Origin of the sequence: Kitasatospora sp. NPDC059817 (assembly GCF_042731835.1) — a bacterium.
GTDB lineage: Bacteria > Actinomycetota > Actinomycetes > Streptomycetales > Streptomycetaceae > Kitasatospora.
Genome location: NZ_JBHWIR010000011.1, coordinates 6,902 through 24,011 on the forward strand (window position 1 = coordinate 6,902; position 17,110 = coordinate 24,011).

The window sequence follows — 17,110 nt, forward strand, 5'->3', positions numbered from 1 at the left end:
CGTCAGTGGTGCTACCAGAGCACGTCCTACTTTCAGTAGGAAGAGTCCGTGCGACCCGGGCCTGGCGCTCCAATAGTCGGACGAGGTCCGGTGCCTTTAAAAGGGTGCCGGGCCTTGTTTGCTTTCGGGGTGCGGGTTGGCGGGGGTTCGGTGTGTGGCTGTGGGGCTGGTATTGTTCTGGGTGTCGCGAGGGAGATGATTCCTCGTCAGGCGTCAGTGGTGCTACCAGAGCACGTCCTACTTTCAGTAGGAAGAGTCCGTGCGACCCGGGCCTGGCGCTCCAATAGTCGGACGAGGTCCGGTGCCTTTCAAAAGGCGCCGGGCCTCATTCGCTTTTTCGGGCTGTTTCGGTGCGCGGTCAGGACTTGGTGGGGCGGGCGAGTTCCGCCGGTGATTCAGGACGGCTGGCGGTCGGAGCCGAGTTCGCGGGAGATCCGCAGTCCGGCCTGGGCGACGACGGGGCCGAGGGCGCGGACGCGGGCGGCGGTCATGCGGGAGGTCAGGCCGGAGACCGACAGGGCGGCGGTGACCTCGCCGGCGTGGTCGAAGATCGGTGCGGCGACGCAGCGGACCTCGGGTTCGTTCTCGCGGTCGTCGATGGAGTAGCCGCGGGCGCGGATCCGGGCGAGGTCGGCGCGCAGCCGGGTCTCGTCGGAGATGGTCCAGGCGGTGACCGGGCGCAGGCCCGCGGCGACGACCTCGGTGACGGCCTCGTCGGGCAGCCAGGCGAGGATGGCCTTTCCGGTGGCGGTGCAGTAGGCGGGGGCCCGGCTGCCGACGCGGGAGGCCATGCGGACGTTGGTCTCGTCCTCGACCTTGTCCAGGTAGACGATTCCGGGGGCCTGCCAGACGGTCAGGTGGACGGTCTCGCCGGCCTCGCGCTGGAGCCGGCGCAGGTGTTCGGCGGCGACGCTGCGCAGGTCGAGGGTGGAGAGGTAGGCCTGGCCGAGGCGCAGTGAGCCGTGGCCGAGCCGGAACCAGCCGGTCTCGCGGTCGCGGTCGAGGAGGTGCTCGTCGAGCAGCGGGCCCGCGAGCCGCAGCACGGTGCTCTTGTTGAGGCCGAGCGCTTCGGCGAGCTGGGCGAGCGGGACGCCGCGCCCGTCGCTGTGGTCGCGGACGTGGCCGAGGACGGCGAGCGCGCGGCGCAGCGAGGACGACTGGTTGCGTTCGGTCGCGGGTTTGCGCCCGGCGGCCGCGCCCGAGGGCCGTTCGGCCGCCGCGCCGGTGGGTCTGTCGGCCGCCGTGCCCGCGGGCCGCTCGGTCTCCGCGTCGGGCCCCGTCTCCATCATGGGTGGTCCGTCCCCTGTCTCGTTCCGCTGTCGAGTGCTGCTGCCGTGTACTGATGCCGCGTGCTGCTGCCGCGTTCTGCCGGTGTTCCCCCGCTCGACGGCGGCGGTTGTCAGAAGGTACCCGTTCGCGTTCGCAACGCCGCTTCTTCGACACAACGTTGTGCAGTGCAAAACTTCCCGAACCCCCTCTTGTTGGCGCCGATCGCCCGCGCTTAACGTCCCTGCCATCGAGCAGGCGACGCCGCCCCACCCGAACGGTCCGCCCTGCCGCACCCCCGTACCGGCCTGCCCGGGACGCCCCCCAACGCGTCCGGGCCGTCCTCCACCCACACCCACCATCGGCCCCGGTCAGGGCCTGCTTCGACGTACCCGTCCCCAGCGGCGCACGTCTCGGCGGCAACTGTCGGGAGGGGAGGTTCTCCACCCATGCGACTCATCAGACGGACTGCCGCGGCCGCCGTGCTCGCCGCCAGCTGCCTCGCCGCGACCGCCTGCGCGCCGGGCACCGCCGCGCCGGCCGGCGACAAGGCCGCCGACGACCGGACCGGCACCCTCCAGGTCTGGCTGTACAACGAGGCGGGCAACGCGGCCAAGGAGGCCGTGGTCGGCAAGGCGGTGAGCGAGTTCCAGGCCTCCCACCAGGGCGTCACCGTCAAGGTCAGCTACATCGACACCGACGCCTCCGCCCGCGCGGCCAAGATGAAGGGCGCCTTCAACGACCCGGGCAGCGCCCCGGACCTGGTCGAGTTCGGCAACACCGACCTCCCCGGCTACGTCGCGGCCGGCGGCCTCGCCGAGATCGGCGCCGACCTCGACAAGTGGCAGGACAAGGGCGACCTCGACCCGGCGATCGTCAAGACCGCCGTGGTGGACGGCAAGACGTACGGCCTGCCCTGGTGGGTCGCCGTGCGCGCGCTCTACTACCGCAGCGACCTGTTCACCGAGGCCGGGCTGACCCCGCCGACCTCGTACGCCGAACTGGTCACCGCCACCCAGAAGATCCACGCAGCGCACCCCGACACCTTCGGCATCGCCGTCGGCGGCAAGTACACCTTCGGGGCGCTGCCGTTCGTCTGGGACGCGGGCGGCGACATCGCCGCCAAGGACGGTTCCACGTACAAGGCGGCCATCAACTCGCCCGCCTCGCAGGCCGGGATCAAGCGCTACACCGATCTCTTCGGCGCCGACGGCTGCCCCGCCCAGCAGTGCGCCGACCTCACCGGCGGCAAGACCGTCGACCTGTTCGCGGCCGGCAAGTCGGCGATGGCGATCCTGCCCAACTCCAGCCGCAGCAAGGTCGACGGGGGCCCGGTGAAGGGCAAGTACGGCGTGGTGCCGCTGCCCGGGGAGAAGGCCGGCTCGATCGCCCCGGCGTTCGCGGGCGGCAACAACCTCGGCGTGATGAAGGCGGCCAAGCACCGCACGCTCGCCCTCGAATTCGCCGAACTGCTGGCGGGCCCGGCGTACCAGGAGCAGATGTACGACGCGATGGGCAACCTGCCGACGCTCAAGTCCGTCAGCGGCAAGGTCGCCGCCAAGGACGCCTTCCTGAAGCCGTTCACCGACACCATCGCGGCCGGCACCAGGTTCGTCCCGCTCGACCAGGCGTGGGCGCAGATCGACGCCCAGGCGGTGATCCCGACCATGCTGCAGCAGGTGGTCACCGGCAAGGCGGACGTGGCGAAGGCCTCGGGCGACGCCGCGAACCAGATCACCTCGGCCTTCGCCGCGCACTGACGGCGGCTGCCCACCCACCCCCAACCTCTGGTCCCGTACCACCTCCTGGTCCCGCACCGACCTCCTGGTCCGCGGAAGAGAGCAGGTCCCGCACGTGTCCGCATCCACCACGACCGCCCCGACGGCGCCGCCTTCCCCGCGCGGGCGCCGTGGGGGCACGGCGCCGGCCGCACCCTCGGGCGGCCGGCGCCGCCGGCCCCCGCTGCTGCTGCTCCTGCCGGCCGCGGTCATCCTGATCCCGCTGGTCGCCTACCCGATCTACCAGCTGGGCCTGCTGTCCGTGCTGGACTTCGGGCAGGCCCAGGCCTCCGGGGGCGCCTCGACCTCCTTCGTCGGCTTCGGCAACTACTCGAAGATCCTGAGCGACGGCCAGTTCTGGTCGGTGCTGCTGCAGACGGTCGGCTTCGCCGCGTTCTGCGTGGTCGCCACCCTGGCCGTCGGCGCGACCCTCGCCGTCCTGCTGACCAAGGTCGGGCGGTGGCCCAGGCTGGTGCTGACCACCGCCGCGATGGCGGCCTGGGCGGCGCCGGCGATGACCGGTTCGACGGTGTGGAGCTTCCTGTTCGACACCAACCTCGGCCTGGTCAACCACACGCTGGTGAAGCTCGGGCTCACCGGCTTCCACGAGTTCAACTGGTTCTACGACAAGTGGACGGCGTTCCTGATCGTCGGCGCCGTCGTGGTGTGGCACTCCTTCCCCTTCGTGATGGTCACCCTCTACGCGGGGATCCGGGCGATCCCGGAGGAGATCATGGAGGCCGCCGCCCTGGACGGCGCCAACACCTGGACGACCTTCCGCCGGATCACCGCGCCGATGCTGCGGCCGATCCTGACCATCGTGGTGATCCAGTCGGTGATCTGGGACTTCAAGGTCTTCACCCAGATCTACGTGATGACCGAGGGCGGCGGCATCGCCGGCCAGAACCTGGTGCTCAACGTGTACGCGTACCAGAAGGCGTTCGCCTCCTCGCAGTACGGGCTCGGCGCGGCGATCGGCGTGATCATGCTGCTGATCCTGGTGATCCCGACGGTCCTCTACATCCGCACCCTGCGACGGACGGGGAACGAACTGTGAGCGCCCTGAACCCCGTCCGGGACTCCCGGACCGGCACCGGCGGAACCGGCACCACCCGGAGCCGCAATACCCGAAGCCGTAACACCCGCAACACCCGCGGCCGTTGGCGGCTCGCCGCCAACACCGGCGCGATCGTGCTGGCCGTGGTCACCGCCTTCCCGATCTTCTGGATGGTGCTGTCCGCGTTCAAGCCCAAGGGCGAGGTGCGGTCGCTGGACCCGAAGCCGTGGACGGCGCACCCCACGCTGGAGAGCTTCCGCCAGGTGCTCAGCGTGGACGGCTTCGGCCGGTACTTCGTGAACAGCCTGGTGATCGCGGTGTCGGTGGTGGTGCTCTCGGCCGTCGTGGTGTTCCTGGCGGCGGTGGCCGTGACCAGGTTCCGGTTCAGGTTCCGCACCACCATCATGGTGATGTTCCTGATCGCCCAGATGATCCCGGTCGAGGCGCTCACCATCCCGCTGTTCTTCATGTTCCGTGACGCCGGCCGGTTCGCGCCGGGCATCGGGCTGAACACCCTCGCCTCGCTGATCCTGGTGCAGTTGGCGTTCTCGCTGCCGTTCGGCATCTGGATGATGCGCGGCTTCGTCGCGGCCGTCCCGGTGTCGATCGAGGAGGCCGCGCAGATCGACGGCGCCAGCCGCACCCGCATCCTGTGGCGGATCCTGCTGCCGCTGGTGGCGCCGGGCCTCGCCGCGACCAGCGTGTTCTCCTTCATCGCCGCGTGGAACGACTTCGTCTTCGCGAAGACCTTCATCATCAGCGCCACCCAGAACCAGACCCTGCCGTCCGCGCTGCTGGTCTTCTTCAAGCCGGACGAGAACGACTGGGGCGGCATCATGGCGGCGTCGACGCTGATGACGGTGCCGGTGCTGATCTTCTTCATCGCGGTCCAGCGCAAGCTGGTGTCCGGGCTGGCGGGCGCGGTGAAGGACTGACGCCGTCCGGGGCGGTGAAGGACTGACGCCGGCCGGGGCGGTCGGGCGGGCTACCCCCGTCCGGCCGCCCCGGCGGTCGTGCCACGCCGTGCGGCCGGTACCGGACGCCGATCCGCGGGCCCACCGGCCGGGCCGTCTCCGGGGCGGCGGTTAGGCTTCCGCCATGCCTGGCCGGCACCGGTGGACGGGGCTCCCCTCCCGGGTGCGGCGGCCGGCGATCATCCACCGCGACGGCGGCTCCGCCGCACAGATGGGGAAGACGATGAGCAAGCCCACGAGGACGGCCGCGCAGCCGCCGGCGGCACCCGGTGCCGACAGTCACGACCTGATCCGCGTGCACGGCGCGCGCGAGAACAACCTCAAGGACGTCAGCGTCGAGCTTCCGAAGCGGCGGCTGACGGTGTTCACCGGCGTCTCCGGCTCCGGCAAGAGCTCCCTGGTGTTCGACACGATCGCCGCCGAGTCGCAGCGGCTGATCAACGAGACCTACAGCGCCTTCGTCCAGGGCTTCATGCCGACCCAGGCGCGGCCCGAGGTCGACGTGCTGGAGGGGCTGACCACCGCGATCATCGTCGACCAGCAGCGGATGGGCGCCGACCCCCGCTCCACGGTCGGCACCGCCACCGACGCCAACGCGATGCTGCGGATCCTCTTCAGCCGGCTCGGGCAGCCGCACATCGGCTCGCCCAAGGCGTTCTCCTTCAACGTCCCCTCGATCAGCGGGGCGGGCGCCGTCACCGTCGAACGCGGCGGGAAGACCGTCAAGGAGCGGCGCAGCTTCAGCATCACTGGCGGCATGTGTCCGCGTTGCGAGGGCCGCGGCAGCGTGTCCGACATCGACCTCACCCAGCTCTTCGACGACACCAAGTCGATCTCCGAGGGCGCGATCACCATCCCCGGCTGGAAGACCGACAGCTGGTGGACGGTGGGGATCTACGCGAACTCGGGCTTCCTCGACCCGGACAAGCCGATCCGCAAGTACACCAAGAAGGAGATGCAGGACTTCCTCCACCGCGAGCCGACCAAGGTCAAGGTCAACGGGGTCAACCTCACCTACGAGGGGCTGATCCCGAAGATCCAGAAGTCGATGCTCACCAAGGACCGGGACGCGCTGCAGCCGCACATCCGGGCGTTCGTCGACCGGGCGGTCACCTTCACCGCCTGCCCCGACTGCGGGGGCACCCGGCTCAGCGAGGCGGCCCGGTCGTCGCTGATCGGCGGGACCAGCATCGCCGACGCCTGCGAGATGCAGATCAGCGACCTGGCCGCCTGGGTCCGTGACCTCGACGAGCCGGCCGTGGCGCCGCTGCTCGGGACCCTGCGGCACACCCTCGACTCGTTCGTGGAGATCGGGCTGGGCTACCTCTCGCTCGACCGGCCCTCCGGCACGCTGTCCGGCGGCGAGGCGCAGCGGGTCAAGATGATCCGGCACCTCGGCTCGGCGCTCACCGACGTCACGTACGTCTTCGACGAGCCCACCACCGGCCTGCACCCGCACGACATCCAGCGGATGAACGAACTCCTGCTGCGGCTGCGGGACAAGGGCAACACGGTGCTGGTCGTGGAGCACAAGCCGGAGACCATCGCGATCGCCGACCACGTCGTCGACCTCGGCCCCGGCGCCGGGACGGCGGGCGGCTCGGTCTGCTTCGAGGGCACCGTCGAGGGGCTGCGGTCCAGCGGCACCGTCACCGGCCGCCACTTCGACGACCGGGCCGCCGTCCGCAAGGCGGTGCGCGAGCCGAACGGCACCCTGGAGATCCGCGGCGCGACGGCGAACAACCTGCGCGACGTCGACGTCGACATCCCGCTCGGGGTGCTGACCGTGATCACCGGCGTCGCCGGCTCCGGGAAGAGCTCGCTGGTGCACGGTTCGATCCCGAAGGGCGCGGGCGTGGTGTCCGTCGACCAGGGCGCCATCCGCGGCTCCCGGCGCAGCAACCCGGCGACGTACACCGGGTTGTTGGAGCCGATCCGCAAGGCCTTCGCGAAGGCCAACGGCGTCAAGCCGGCCCTGTTCAGCGCCAACTCCGAAGGCGCCTGCCCCAACTGCAACGGCGCCGGGGTGGTCTTCACCGACCTGGCGATGATGGCCGGCGTGGCCAGCACCTGCGAGGAGTGCGAGGGCAAGCGCTACGACGCCTCGGTGCTGGAGTACCACCTCGGCGGCCGTGACATCAGCGAGGTGCTCGCGATGCCGGTGACCGAGGCCGAGGAGTTCTTCGGCACCGGCGAGGCGCGCATCCCGGCCGCGCACCGCATCCTCGCCAACCTCGCCGACGTCGGGCTCGGCTACCTCAGCCTCGGCCAGCCGCTCACCACGCTGTCCGGCGGCGAGCGGCAGCGGCTCAAGCTGGCCGCCCACATGGCCGAGAAGGGCGGCGTCTACGTCCTCGACGAGCCGACCACCGGCCTGCACCTCGCCGACGTCGAGCAGTTGCTCGGGCTGCTCGACCGGCTGGTGGACTCCGGCAAGTCGGTCATCGTCATCGAGCACCACCAGGCGGTGATGGCGCACGCCGACTGGATCATCGACCTCGGCCCGGGCGCCGGCCACGACGGCGGCCGGATCGTCTTCGAGGGCACGCCCGCCGACCTGATCGCCGCCCGCTCCACCCTCACCGGCGAGCACCTCGCGGCCTACGTCGGGGGCTGACGGCCGCGGCGGTCGGGCCCTTCGGCGGTCGAACGTTTCGGCGGCAGGGTGGTGCCACGCCCCGGGCACTACCCTGCCGCCATGGCGATCCACCACCGGTCCAGCTCGTGCTGCTGGACCCGGTGCGCGGCGGTGGTGGACCGTTACGCGGGAGCGGGGTGGACGGTCCGCCCGCCGACGACCGTGCGCTCGGGCCGCAGCTCGCGCAGCACGTCGACCGGGCAGCTCAGCGGATCGACCGGCCACACCGTCAGATCGGCCAGCGCCCCCGGCCGCAGGCTGCCGCGTTCGGCGCTCTCGCCCATCAGCCGGGCCGCGTGGACGGTGTGCAGCGCGACCGCCTCGGCCCGGTCGACGGCGTGCTCGGGCCCGACCACCCCGGCGGTGGTGCGGCGGGTCGTCATGCCCCACACCGACACCATCGCGCCGTACGGGCCGACCGGGAAGTCCGAGCCGGCGGCCAGCAGCGCGCCCTCGTCGAGCCATTCGCGCAGCGGGAAGATCCCGGCGGTGCGCTCCTCGCCCCAGGCCCGCTGCTGGGCGAGCGCGCCGTCGTGCAGCAGCGGGTGCTGCACGGTGACGGGGATGCCGAGCGCGATCGCCCGGGCCCGCTGGTCGGCCCGGGCCAGTCCGCCGTGCTCGACCACCAGCGTGCCGGGCGGCAGACCGGGGCGCTGGTCGAGCACCTCCTCGAAGACGTCCAGCAGGGTGCGCAGGCCGCGGTCGCCCCAGGCGTGCACGCCGACCCGCCAGCCGCGCCCGACCACCCGGTCGACGGCCGCGACCAGCTCCTTCGGCTCCCAGAGCAGTCGGCCGTGGTAGCAGGGCCGGCCTTGGTACGGCTCCTCCATCGCGCCGGCCTCGAAGCCGCCGTCGATGCCGAACTTCACCCCCCACAGCCGCAGCAGGTCGTCGTCCTCGCCGGCGGCGCGCCAGGCGTCCATCCGGTCCAGCAGCTCGTCGACCTGCTCGGGGGTGCGGGCGGCGAAGCCGGAGACCAGCGCCCGGACCCGGACGGCGAGCGCGCCGGCCGCCCGGGCCGCGAGCAGCACGTCGAGGTCCTCGACCGGGACGAGGCAGTCGCGGACGGTGCCGATGCCGGTGGCGGCGTAGTCGGCGGAGGCGGCGCGCAGGCCGGCCACCCGTTCGGCGAGCGCGGGGCGCGGCAGCACCCGCTCGACCAGTTCGACCGCCTTGTTGACCAGCCGCCCGGTGAGCCGCCCCCGGTCGTCGCGTTCGAGCAGACCGCCGGGCGGGTCGGGGGTGTCGTCGGTGATGCCGGCGAGGCGCAGCGCGGCCGAGTTGAGCACCATGTTGTAGGCGCCGCGGCGGACCAGGACGGGGTGGTCGGCGGTGGCCTCGTCCAGTTCCGCGGTGGTGGGCAGCCGCTGCTCGGCGAGCAGCACCTCCTGCCAGTTGACGGTGGTGTGGATCCACTGGCCGGGCGGGGTGCGGGCGGCGCGTTCGCGGATCAGGCCGAGGAAGGCGGCGAGGTCGCGGGCCCGGTGGACGGGGACGCCGTGGACGCTGTGGCCGGCCAGGATCAGGTGGGTGTGGGTGTCGTCGAAGGCGGGCAGCACCGTGGCGGCGGGGGCGTCCAGGACCTCGGTGGCTGGTCCGATCAGGTCGTCCAGGCCGTGCGGGTCGGCGGACAGGGCGGTGATCCGTGCCCCGGTGACGGCGATCGCCCGCTGCGGCGGCCGGCCGGGGACGAGGGTGTGGACGGCGGCGGCGCGGACGAGGAGGTCGGCGGGGGCGGGGTCGGTCATCGCGGCTCCTGGTGGGGTGGGGCGCCGGCCGGCAGGCCGGTGACCTGCTCGACGTGCCGCAGGCTGGGCTCGGCGAGCAGCGCGTGCAGCTCGGTGAAGACGGCCCGCGCGGCGACGGCGTTCCAGTCGGCGGGCAGCAGCGGCTCGGGCAGGCCCGGGTCCAGGTAGGGCAGCCGGCGCCACTGGGTGAGCATCGGGACGTAGTCGCGGAACGCCTCGACCGGGTCGACCCGCGGCCGGCCGCGCAGTTCGGCGGCGACCGGGCGCCAGGCGTCGTCGAAGGCCGCGTACTGCGCCTCGATCGCCGGGAAGTCCCACCAGCCGGCCACCGCGGTGCGCAGTTCGGCGAAGCCCGCGTACTCGGCGGACAGGAACAGGTGCACGTAGGCGCTCAGCCCGAGGCGCTCCAGCAGCCGCCGGGCGTCCGGCAGCAGCCGGGCGGGCGCCAGCCAGACGCCGGGGGCGGCGTTGCCGAAGCCGAGCCAGCTCAGCCGGGAGCGCAGCTGGTGGCGGTGGGCGCGTTCGGACTCGGGCACCGAGAAGACCGCGACCACCCAGCCGTCGGCGAGTTCGGCGGGCTCCAGGCTGTGGAAGATCCGGCGGTCGCCCTCCTCGAAGACCGGGCCCATCGCCGGGGCGAGCCGGTAGCCGGTGCCGTCGCGGCGCTCCTGGAACAGGGTGCCGGCCTTCTTCAGCCGGGAGATGGCCGAGCGCACCGCCGGGCCGTCGACGTCGAGTTCGGCCATCAGGGCGATCAGGTCGGCGATCGAGATCCAGCCGCCGAGGCGGCGCACGAACTCGCCGTACACGGTGTGGATGAGGGAGCTGGGCCGGGGCGTGCTCTCCGACATGGTGCGCCTCCTCCCCGGCAGCTCGTGGTGATCATAGCGGTGGGAGCTCCGCGTCAGGCGTGGGCGTAGGCGCCGGAGAGCAGGTGCCCGGCGCCGGGGGCGACGGCCGGCAGGCCGAGGGCGCGCAGCAGTTGGTGGGTGGTGCAGATCGCCGCCGAGACGACCGGCTTGCCGAGCTGCTGCTCGGCTTCCTCGACGGCGGACAGCGAGGGCAGCTGCACGCAGGCCGAGAGCACCACCGCATCGGCCTCGGCGTGGGCGAGGCGCCGGGCGATGGCGGGGAGCCGCGCCGGGTCGTGGGCGGCCACGTCGAGGTTGTCGGGGATCTCCAGGGCCGCGTAGTCGAGCACCTCGATGCCCTCGTGGGCCAGGTAGTCGACCACGGTCCGGGCCAGCGGCCGCAGGTACGGGGTGACGAGGGCGACCTTCTTGGCGCCGAGCGTGTGCAGGCCGGTCACCAGGGCGCCCGCGCTGGTGACCACGGGGGCGGGGGCGCCGTTCTCGGCGGTGCGCCGGTGCAGGCGCTGTTCGGCCTCGCGGTGGTAGCCGGGCCCGGTGGCCATCACGGCGACCAGGCAGGCGTAGCCGAGCACGTCGACCCGGGCGTCGGAGAGTTCGGCCGCGCAGCGGTCGGACTCGGCGTCCATGGCGCGCAGTTGCTCGGGGGTGACCCTGGTCATCCGCATCCGGCTGGAGTGGAAGGTGAACCGCTCGGGCGCGACCGCCTCGCGGGCCCGCAGCAGGGCGGGGACCTCGGTCTCCATGGTGACGTTGGAGCTGGGGACGATCTGGCCGATCCGGTAGGTGGTCATGGGGTGCTGGGGTTCCTCTCGGGAGCTGGCCGGGGTGGGGTGCTCCGCTCAGCGGGCGTCGACCACCGGGTTGGCGAGGGTGCCGATCCGCTCGATGGTGGCCTCGACCAGGTCGCCGGGCTGGAGGAACTGCGGTGGCACCAGGCCGGAGCCGACGCCGGACGGGGAGCCGGTGGCGATCACGTCGCCCGGTTCGAGGGTGACGCCGGAGGAGATGTCGGCGATCAGGCGGGCGATGCCGAACAGCATGTGGCGGGTGTTGGAGTCCTGCCGCAGTTCGCCGTTGACCCTGAGCGAGAGGTCGAGGTCCTGCGGGTCGGGGATCTCGTCGGCGGTGACCACGACCGGGCCGAACGGCGCGTAGCTGTCCTGCCCTTTGGAGAAGAACCACTGCCCGGAGCGGCGCTGGTCGCGGGCGCTGACGTCGTTGACGATGCTGTAGCCGAAGACGTGCCGCCAGGCGTCCTGCTCGGCCACCCGGTAGGCCGGTTCGCCGATCACCACGGCGAGTTCGCACTCCCAGTCGAGCTGCTTGGTCAGGTCGGCGTTGTGCCGGATGGGCTGGCCCGGGCCGGTGACGGCGGTCGCGGGCTTGCTGAACAGCACTGGTCGGTCGGGCAGTTCGCGTTCGGTGTCCAGGGTGCGGTGCGATTCGGCGACGTGCTCCACGTAGTTGAGGCCGACGCCGACGATCTTGCCGGGCCGCAGGGGCGCGCGCAGCGACACCTCGGCGAGCGGGCGGACGGCGGGGTGGCCGGGACCGGCTTGGGCCAGCAGCGTGCGGGCGGTGGTCAGCGCGGCCTCGCCGGCCCGGACCAGGCCGAGCAGGCCGTCGGGCAGCCGGGCGTCGGCGGCGGTGGCGAGGGCGGTCAGGTCGGCGACCTGGTCGCCGAGCCGGGCGCCGAGGCGCGGGGTCTCGTCGCCGTCCGTGCAGTAGGTCAACAGGTGCATGGTCGGGGCTCCTTGGGGGTGCCGGGCGCTGATGGGCCGGGGTGTGTCCTGCGGGTCAGGCCGGGCCCTGGTGCCCGTCGTGCTCCGGGTATGCCTCCTCGCGGTAGAGGCCGAGCGAGTGCATCACCGGGAAGTCGTTGAAGGAGAACAGGCAGGCGTCCTCGCCGGGGTCGAGGTTCGCGTGCTCGTGCCAGGCCCAGGACGGGACGACGAAGACGTCGCCCTGCTGCCACTCGAAGCGCCGCCCGGCGATCACCGAGACGCCCCGCCCCTTGGCCGCCGTGTAGACCACCGAGCCGGTGTGGCGGTGGGCGCGGGTGGCCTGGCCGGGGCGCAGCAGTTGCAGGTGGGCGGCCATGGTCGGCATCACCGGGCCGCCGGTGACCGGGTTGGTGTACTCCATGATGACGCCGTCGTACGGCGATCCGTCGGTGGCGCGGGCGAGTTGGCGCAGCGCGTGGTAGCTGGGCTCCCAGGGCCAGCCGAGCAGGGGGGAGTAGGGCCTGCTCCAGGTCTCGACGCCGTACGGGAGCAGGTTGCCGCCGTAGCTCAGCAGGGAGGAGTTCACCACCGGGCCGGGCCGCTGGTACAGCTCCGGGTGGACCTCGTAGAAGTTCGCGTCGAGCATGTTGACCAGCGGGATGTCCAGGCCGTCCTGCCAGATCACCGGGGCGTCGTCGGACTCGTTTCCGTGCTCGTGCCAGGAGTTGTTGGGCGTGATGGCGAAGTCGCGCGGGCCGACCTTGAGCTTCTGGCCGTCCACGACCGTCCAGGCGCCGGTGCCCTCGTGGACGAAGCGCAGGGCGGCGGCCTGGTGGCGGTGCGCGGTCATCGCCTCACCGGGGCCCATGATCTGGAGGCCGGTGTACAGCAGGCCGACGGCGGCGCTCAGTTCGCGGCGCCCGGGGTTGACCAGCATCACCACCCGGCGGCCGGCGTCGTCGGCCTTGACCAGTGGCAGCGCCTTGCGGACCAGCGGGCGCAGGTCGGCGTAGCGCCAGAGCACCGGCACCGACTTCGGCTGCGGGTACCAGGGCTCGATCTCGTTCGCCACCGTCCACAGGGCGCCGGCCTCGTGTTCGGCCAGTTCCTCGTAGTAGGCGGTGAGTTCGGGGCTGTCGGTGACCCTGGCGCGGCCGAGCCGGTCGTCGTCGTGGCCGGCCGTGCGCTCCTGGGCGGTGGTGTCGTGGGGGTCGGTCGTGCCGTGGGGGTCGGTCGTGCCGTCGTGGCTGGTCATGCCTGCTCCTCCGGGAACACCAGCGGCCGCAGCGGGCGGTTGTCCACGTGCAGCCGGAAGACGTCGAAGCGGTTGTAGTGGCCGACGATGTCGTGCATCTGCTTGGGCTGGATGCACCGGCCGAGGTCGATCTCGGCGTAGACGATGCCCTCCTCGTCCACCAGCGGCTCGCCCACCGGGCGTCCGTCGGGGCCGAAGACGCCGGACAACGCGCTGCGCGGGCGGGCGAGTTGCTTGCGCACCTGATGGTCGTCACCGGCGATCAGGTCCACCATCTCGGGCGAGATGGTGGAGCAGGAGACCACGGTGAACAGCTTGCCCTCGAAGCAGTGCGCGGCGGCGCGCAGCGCGATCGCCTCCGCCATGTCGTAGTCCTCGGGGGCCACCGGCAGGGCGATGTAGCTGGCGGCGTGGACGAGTTCGCCCTGGGCCAGCAGGGTGAAGCGGGCCAGGGTGTTGGTGTTCTCGCCGCAGGCGAGCGCGCCGAGCGGGCCGACGGCCGTGCGGTGCACCCGCAGGGAGCTGCCGTCGCCGGGCGTCCAGGTCAGCTTCTCGGCCCAGGTCGGCACCAACTTGCGGTGCACGTCAAGCAGTTCGCCGTCCGCGCCGATGATCAGCAGGGTGTTGTAGAGCACCCCGAGGCTGTGCCGGCCGCGTTCGTTGACGCCGATCACCAGCACCACGCCGGCCTGTCGGGCGGCGGCGCGCAGCGTGTCCACGTACGGGCCGGGGACGTCGACGGCGGCGCGGTAGAGGCGCTCGTACCAGGGCGAGCCCTGCACCGGGTTCATCGTCCAGTTCCAGTACGGGTAGCCGGGGACGAAGACCTCGGGGAAGACCACCAGGGCGGCGCCGCGGCCGGCCGCCTCGTGGATCAGGGCGACGGCCTTGTCGACGGTGGCGGCCGGGTCCAGGTAGACGGGGGCGGCCTGGACGGCCGCGGCGGTGAAGCGGGGCAGGTCGGGCATGGTTCCTCCTCGGCTGCTCAGCGCGGTTCGGGGGTGGGCGGCGGCCAGCGGCGGTGCACCGGCGCGGCGGGCTCGGCCAGCAGGTGCAGGCGCGGTGCGACCCGGTCGGCATTCGGGCCCGGCGGTCTGCGGCTGCCCGCCGACCAGGGGCCGGGCCAGTGCGCGCCCGGCCCGGTGTAGCCCTGCTCGGCGGCGGCGTGCAGCGTCCAGAGCGGGTCGTACAGCTGGGCCCGCCCGATCGCGACCAGGTCGGCCCGCCCGGCCAGCAGCACGGAGTTGGCGTCGTCGTGCCCGGAGATCGCGCCGACCGCGATGGTCGGCAGGCCGGTGGCGGCGCGGATCAGCTCGGCGAACGGGGTCTGGTAGCCGCGGCCGTACGGCGGCCGCTGGTGGGCGACCACCTCGCCGGTGGACACGTCCACCGCGTCCGCCCCGCCGTCGGCCAGCGCGCGGCCGATCGTGACGGCCTCCGGTGTGGTGGTGCCGCCGGGCGCCCAGTCGCAGGCCGAGATCCGCACCAGCAGCGGCCGCCCGGCCGGCCAGAGCGCGCGGACGGCCGCCAGCACCTCCAGCGGCAGCCGCAGCCGGTGCGCGAGCCGGCCGCCGTAGCGGTCGGTGCGGTGGTTGGTCAGCGGTGAGAGGAAGCCGGAGACCAGGTGGCCGTGGCCGAACTGCAGCTCCAGCGCGTCGAAGCCGGCCCGCGCCGCGCGTTCCGCCGCCTCGGCGAAGTCCGCGACCATGGTGGCCAGTTGGGCGGCGGTGGCCGCGTGCGGGGCAGGGCTGTCCGGGCCCCAGGGGAGCGGGGAGGCGGCGAGCAGCGGCCAGCCGTCGGCGAGCGGGCGCCCGATCCCGTCCGGGCCGGGTGCGGCGGTGGCGCCCCGGCGGCCGGCGTGGGTCAGCTGGAGGCCGACCGGGGTGTCGCTCACCGCGCGGACGGCGTCGACGAGTTCGCGCCAGGCCGTCTCCTGGCGGTCGTTCCACAGCCCCGGGCAGCGGTCGGTGGCCCGGCCCCCGGGGCTGACGGCGGCCATCCCGGCGAGGACCAGTCCGGCGCCGCCGAGCGCGTGCGCGGTCAGCTGGGCCCGGTCGAAGCCGCTGGGCAGGGTGTCGGTGGAGGTGAAGGTGGCGAGCGGGGGCACCACGACGCGGTTGCGCAGCTCCAGGGCGCCGAGCTTCAGCGGCCGGAACATCGGCGGCACTCCGGGCGGGCCGCCGGCAGCGGCGTCCACCGCGTCGACGAACCCGGGGTCGCGGGCCCGCAGGTTGCCGTAGGTGACCCGGCGGCTGCGGGTGAGCAGGTTGAACGCGAACCGGTCGGCGCCCTGCCCGGTGCGCCGCTCCACCGTCTCGAACCACTCCAGGCTCGCCTGCGCGGCCCGCTGGGTGGACTCCACCACCGGGCGCCGCTCCGCCTCGTAGGCGGCCAACGCCTGCTCCAACGCCGGTTGTTCGTGCAGGCTCGCGGCGAGCGCGAGGGCGTCCTCCAGGGCGAGCTTGGTGCCCGAGCCGATCGAGAAGTGCGCGGAGTGCGCCGCGTCGCCGAGCAGCACCACGTTGCGGTGGCGCCAGCGGGCGTTGCGCACGGTGGTGAAGCTGATCCAGCGGGAGGCGTTCGGGATCAGCCGGTGGCCGTCCAGGTGTCCGGCGAGCAGGTCCGCGCAGCGCCGCACGCTGGCCTCGTCGCTCTCGCCGCGGGCCGGCTCCCGGGCGGCGAGGGCGTCGAACCCGGCCCGGCGCCAGGCGTCTTCGGCGATCTCCACGATGAAGGTGGAGCGGGTCGCGCTGTACGGGTAGGCGTGCACCTGGAGGGTGCCGAAGTCGAACCGCTCGACGATGAAGGTGAAGGCCTCGAAGACCTTGTCGGTGGCGAGCCAGATGTAGCGGCAGTGCCGCTCGTCCAGGTCGGGCCGGAAGGTGTCGGCGTAGGCCGCGCGGGTGCCCGAGTGGATGCCGTCGGCGGCGACCACCAGGTCGTACTCGGCGGCGAGCCGGTCGACCGGAGGGGCGGGGGTGCGGTAGCGCACGTCCACTGCGAGCTGCTCGCAGCGCCGTTGCAGGATCGCGCGCAGCCGGTTGCGGTCGAGTGCCGCGAAGCCGTGCCCGCCGCAGGTGCGGACCTCGCCCGCGTAGCGCACGTCGATGTCGCTCCAGCGGGCGAACTCGGCGCCGATCGCGGCGAAGACCTCCGGGTCGGCCTGGGCGATGCCGTCCAGCGTCTCGTCGGAGAACACCACGCCGAAGCCGAACTCGTCCTGTCGGCCGTCGCGTTCGAAGACGGTGATCTCCCGGTGCGGTGCCAACCGCTTGGCGAGTGCGGCGAAGTAGAGCCCGCCCGGACCGGCGCCGATCACCGCGATGCGGCGGGCCGCGCTGGTGCGGGCGGCGGCGGGGGTGGTGGTGCGGGCCGCGGTGGTCATCGCACCACCTCCGGCTGTTGCGGTCCGGCCTCGGCCAGCGCGTGGCGCACCGGCGCGGGCCAGGGCTCGGCGCCCTTGGCGTTCGGCGCGGCGTGCACCACCGACATCCGCCCGGACGCGGCCAGGCCCTGCGGGCCGTGCACCTCGAAGGCGTAGTGCAGGGAGGAGCCGCCGACCCGGACCACCCGCAGCTCGGTGCGGACCAGGTCGCCGAACCAGAGCCGCTCGCGGTAGTCGGCCTCGAAGTGCACCCGGGGGATCCGCCCGAACAGCTCGGCCAGGCCCAGCCGGCGCAGCAGCGCCGCCTCCGCGGCCTCGGCCCAGCGCTGGACGGCCGAGAAGTGGTAGTGCCCGGCCGCGTCGGTGTCGGACCACTCGACCCGGCGCTCGATCGCCACGCTGGCCGGGGTGGT

13 protein-coding genes are annotated in these 17,110 nt (G+C 73.0%); 4 read left to right on the forward strand and 9 right to left on the reverse strand.

The features are described from left to right. Nucleotides 1–395: 395 nt before the first annotated feature. The gene (locus ACFV61_RS04020) at nucleotides 396–1,289 is read right to left on the reverse strand and encodes an IclR family transcriptional regulator (RefSeq protein ID WP_380490012.1); all 894 of its coding nucleotides are present in this window, start codon (nucleotides 1,287–1,289) and stop codon (nucleotides 396–398) included. A gap of 426 nt (nucleotides 1,290–1,715) precedes the next feature. Between ACFV61_RS04020 and ACFV61_RS04025 the strand changes: the two genes are divergently transcribed. From ACFV61_RS04025 to ACFV61_RS04040, 4 genes are all read left to right on the forward strand, one after another. After that, the gene (locus tag ACFV61_RS04025) at nucleotides 1,716–3,026 is read left to right on the forward strand and encodes an extracellular solute-binding protein (protein ID WP_380490015.1); all 1,311 of its coding nucleotides are present in this window, start codon (nucleotides 1,716–1,718) and stop codon (nucleotides 3,024–3,026) included. Nucleotides 3,027–3,120: 94 nt separating this feature from the next. Then, the gene (locus ACFV61_RS04030; protein WP_380342509.1) at nucleotides 3,121–4,101 is read left to right on the forward strand and encodes a carbohydrate ABC transporter permease; all 981 of its coding nucleotides are present in this window, start codon (nucleotides 3,121–3,123) and stop codon (nucleotides 4,099–4,101) included. 5 nt (nucleotides 4,102–4,106) lie between these two features. Further along, nucleotides 4,107–5,036 carry a carbohydrate ABC transporter permease gene (locus ACFV61_RS04035; protein WP_380342539.1) on the forward strand — a complete coding sequence of 310 codons (930 nt, stop codon included), beginning with the start codon at nucleotides 4,107–4,109 and terminating at the stop codon, nucleotides 5,034–5,036. Nucleotides 5,037–5,298: 262 nt separating this feature from the next. Continuing rightward, nucleotides 5,299–7,692, forward strand: a complete 2,394-nt coding sequence (locus ACFV61_RS04040; RefSeq protein WP_380490091.1) for an ATP-binding cassette domain-containing protein — start codon at nucleotides 5,299–5,301, stop codon at nucleotides 7,690–7,692. 143 nt (nucleotides 7,693–7,835) lie between these two features. Here the strand turns inward: ACFV61_RS04040 and ACFV61_RS04045 are convergent, their stop codons facing one another. The 8 genes from ACFV61_RS04045 to ACFV61_RS04080 are packed head-to-tail and all read right to left on the reverse strand — an operon-like array spanning nucleotide 7,836 to nucleotide 17,095. Beyond that, a complete protein-coding gene (locus ACFV61_RS04045) occupies nucleotides 7,836–9,461 on the reverse strand; it encodes an amidohydrolase (RefSeq protein ID WP_380490016.1) in 1,626 nt (541 codons plus the stop codon). After that, nucleotides 9,458–10,312 (reverse strand): PaaX family transcriptional regulator C-terminal domain-containing protein, encoded by an 855-nt coding sequence (locus tag ACFV61_RS04050; RefSeq protein WP_380486754.1) that lies wholly within the window; start codon nucleotides 10,310–10,312, stop codon nucleotides 9,458–9,460. Before ACFV61_RS04050 ends, ACFV61_RS04045 begins: the two co-directional genes overlap by 4 nt. A gap of 53 nt (nucleotides 10,313–10,365) precedes the next feature. Next, nucleotides 10,366–11,124 carry an Asp/Glu racemase gene (locus ACFV61_RS04055; RefSeq protein WP_363371001.1) on the reverse strand — a complete coding sequence of 253 codons (759 nt, stop codon included), beginning with the start codon at nucleotides 11,122–11,124 and terminating at the stop codon, nucleotides 10,366–10,368. 48 nt (nucleotides 11,125–11,172) lie between these two features. Beyond that, the gene (locus tag ACFV61_RS04060) at nucleotides 11,173–12,075 is read right to left on the reverse strand and encodes a fumarylacetoacetate hydrolase family protein (protein WP_380490019.1); all 903 of its coding nucleotides are present in this window, start codon (nucleotides 12,073–12,075) and stop codon (nucleotides 11,173–11,175) included. A 55-nt stretch (nucleotides 12,076–12,130) separates the two neighbouring features. Then, nucleotides 12,131–13,312, reverse strand: coding sequence for a cupin domain-containing protein (locus tag ACFV61_RS04065; RefSeq protein WP_380490021.1), 1,182 nt, complete (start codon nucleotides 13,310–13,312; stop codon nucleotides 12,131–12,133). Next, nucleotides 13,309–14,280, reverse strand: coding sequence for a carbon-nitrogen hydrolase family protein (locus ACFV61_RS04070; protein WP_380490024.1), 972 nt, complete (start codon nucleotides 14,278–14,280; stop codon nucleotides 13,309–13,311). Before ACFV61_RS04070 ends, ACFV61_RS04065 begins: the two co-directional genes overlap by 4 nt. A gap of 17 nt (nucleotides 14,281–14,297) precedes the next feature. After that, nucleotides 14,298–16,697, reverse strand: coding sequence for an FAD-dependent monooxygenase (locus ACFV61_RS04075; protein ID WP_380490027.1), 2,400 nt, complete (start codon nucleotides 16,695–16,697; stop codon nucleotides 14,298–14,300). Continuing rightward, complete coding sequence (locus ACFV61_RS04080) at nucleotides 16,694–17,095, reverse strand: acyl-CoA thioesterase (protein WP_380424861.1); 402 nt, start codon at nucleotides 17,093–17,095, stop codon at nucleotides 16,694–16,696. The genes ACFV61_RS04075 and ACFV61_RS04080 overlap by 4 nt, the downstream gene beginning before the upstream one ends. Between the last annotated feature and the right edge of the window lie 15 nt (nucleotides 17,096–17,110).

Excerpts from the sequence above, each read along its gene's own strand:
- ACFV61_RS04020 (WP_380490012.1), bottom strand. The coding sequence starts at position 1,289 with ATGATGGAGACGGGGCCCGACGCGGAGACCGAGCGGCCCGCGGGCACG.
- ACFV61_RS04025 (WP_380490015.1), top strand. The coding sequence starts at position 1,716 with ATGCGACTCATCAGACGGACTGCCGCGGCCGCCGTGCTCGCCGCCAGC.
- ACFV61_RS04040 (WP_380490091.1), top strand. The coding sequence starts at position 5,299 with ATGAGCAAGCCCACGAGGACGGCCGCGCAGCCGCCGGCGGCACCCGGT.
- ACFV61_RS04045 (WP_380490016.1), bottom strand. The coding sequence starts at position 9,461 with ATGACCGACCCCGCCCCCGCCGACCTCCTCGTCCGCGCCGCCGCCGTC.
- ACFV61_RS04050 (WP_380486754.1), bottom strand. The coding sequence starts at position 10,312 with ATGTCGGAGAGCACGCCCCGGCCCAGCTCCCTCATCCACACCGTGTAC.
- ACFV61_RS04055 (WP_363371001.1), bottom strand. The coding sequence starts at position 11,124 with ATGACCACCTACCGGATCGGCCAGATCGTCCCCAGCTCCAACGTCACC.
- ACFV61_RS04060 (WP_380490019.1), bottom strand. The coding sequence starts at position 12,075 with ATGCACCTGTTGACCTACTGCACGGACGGCGACGAGACCCCGCGCCTC.
- ACFV61_RS04065 (WP_380490021.1), bottom strand. The coding sequence starts at position 13,312 with ATGACCAGCCACGACGGCACGACCGACCCCCACGGCACGACCGACCCC.
- ACFV61_RS04070 (WP_380490024.1), bottom strand. The coding sequence starts at position 14,280 with ATGCCCGACCTGCCCCGCTTCACCGCCGCGGCCGTCCAGGCCGCCCCC.
- ACFV61_RS04075 (WP_380490027.1), bottom strand. The coding sequence starts at position 16,697 with ATGACCACCGCGGCCCGCACCACCACCCCCGCCGCCGCCCGCACCAGC.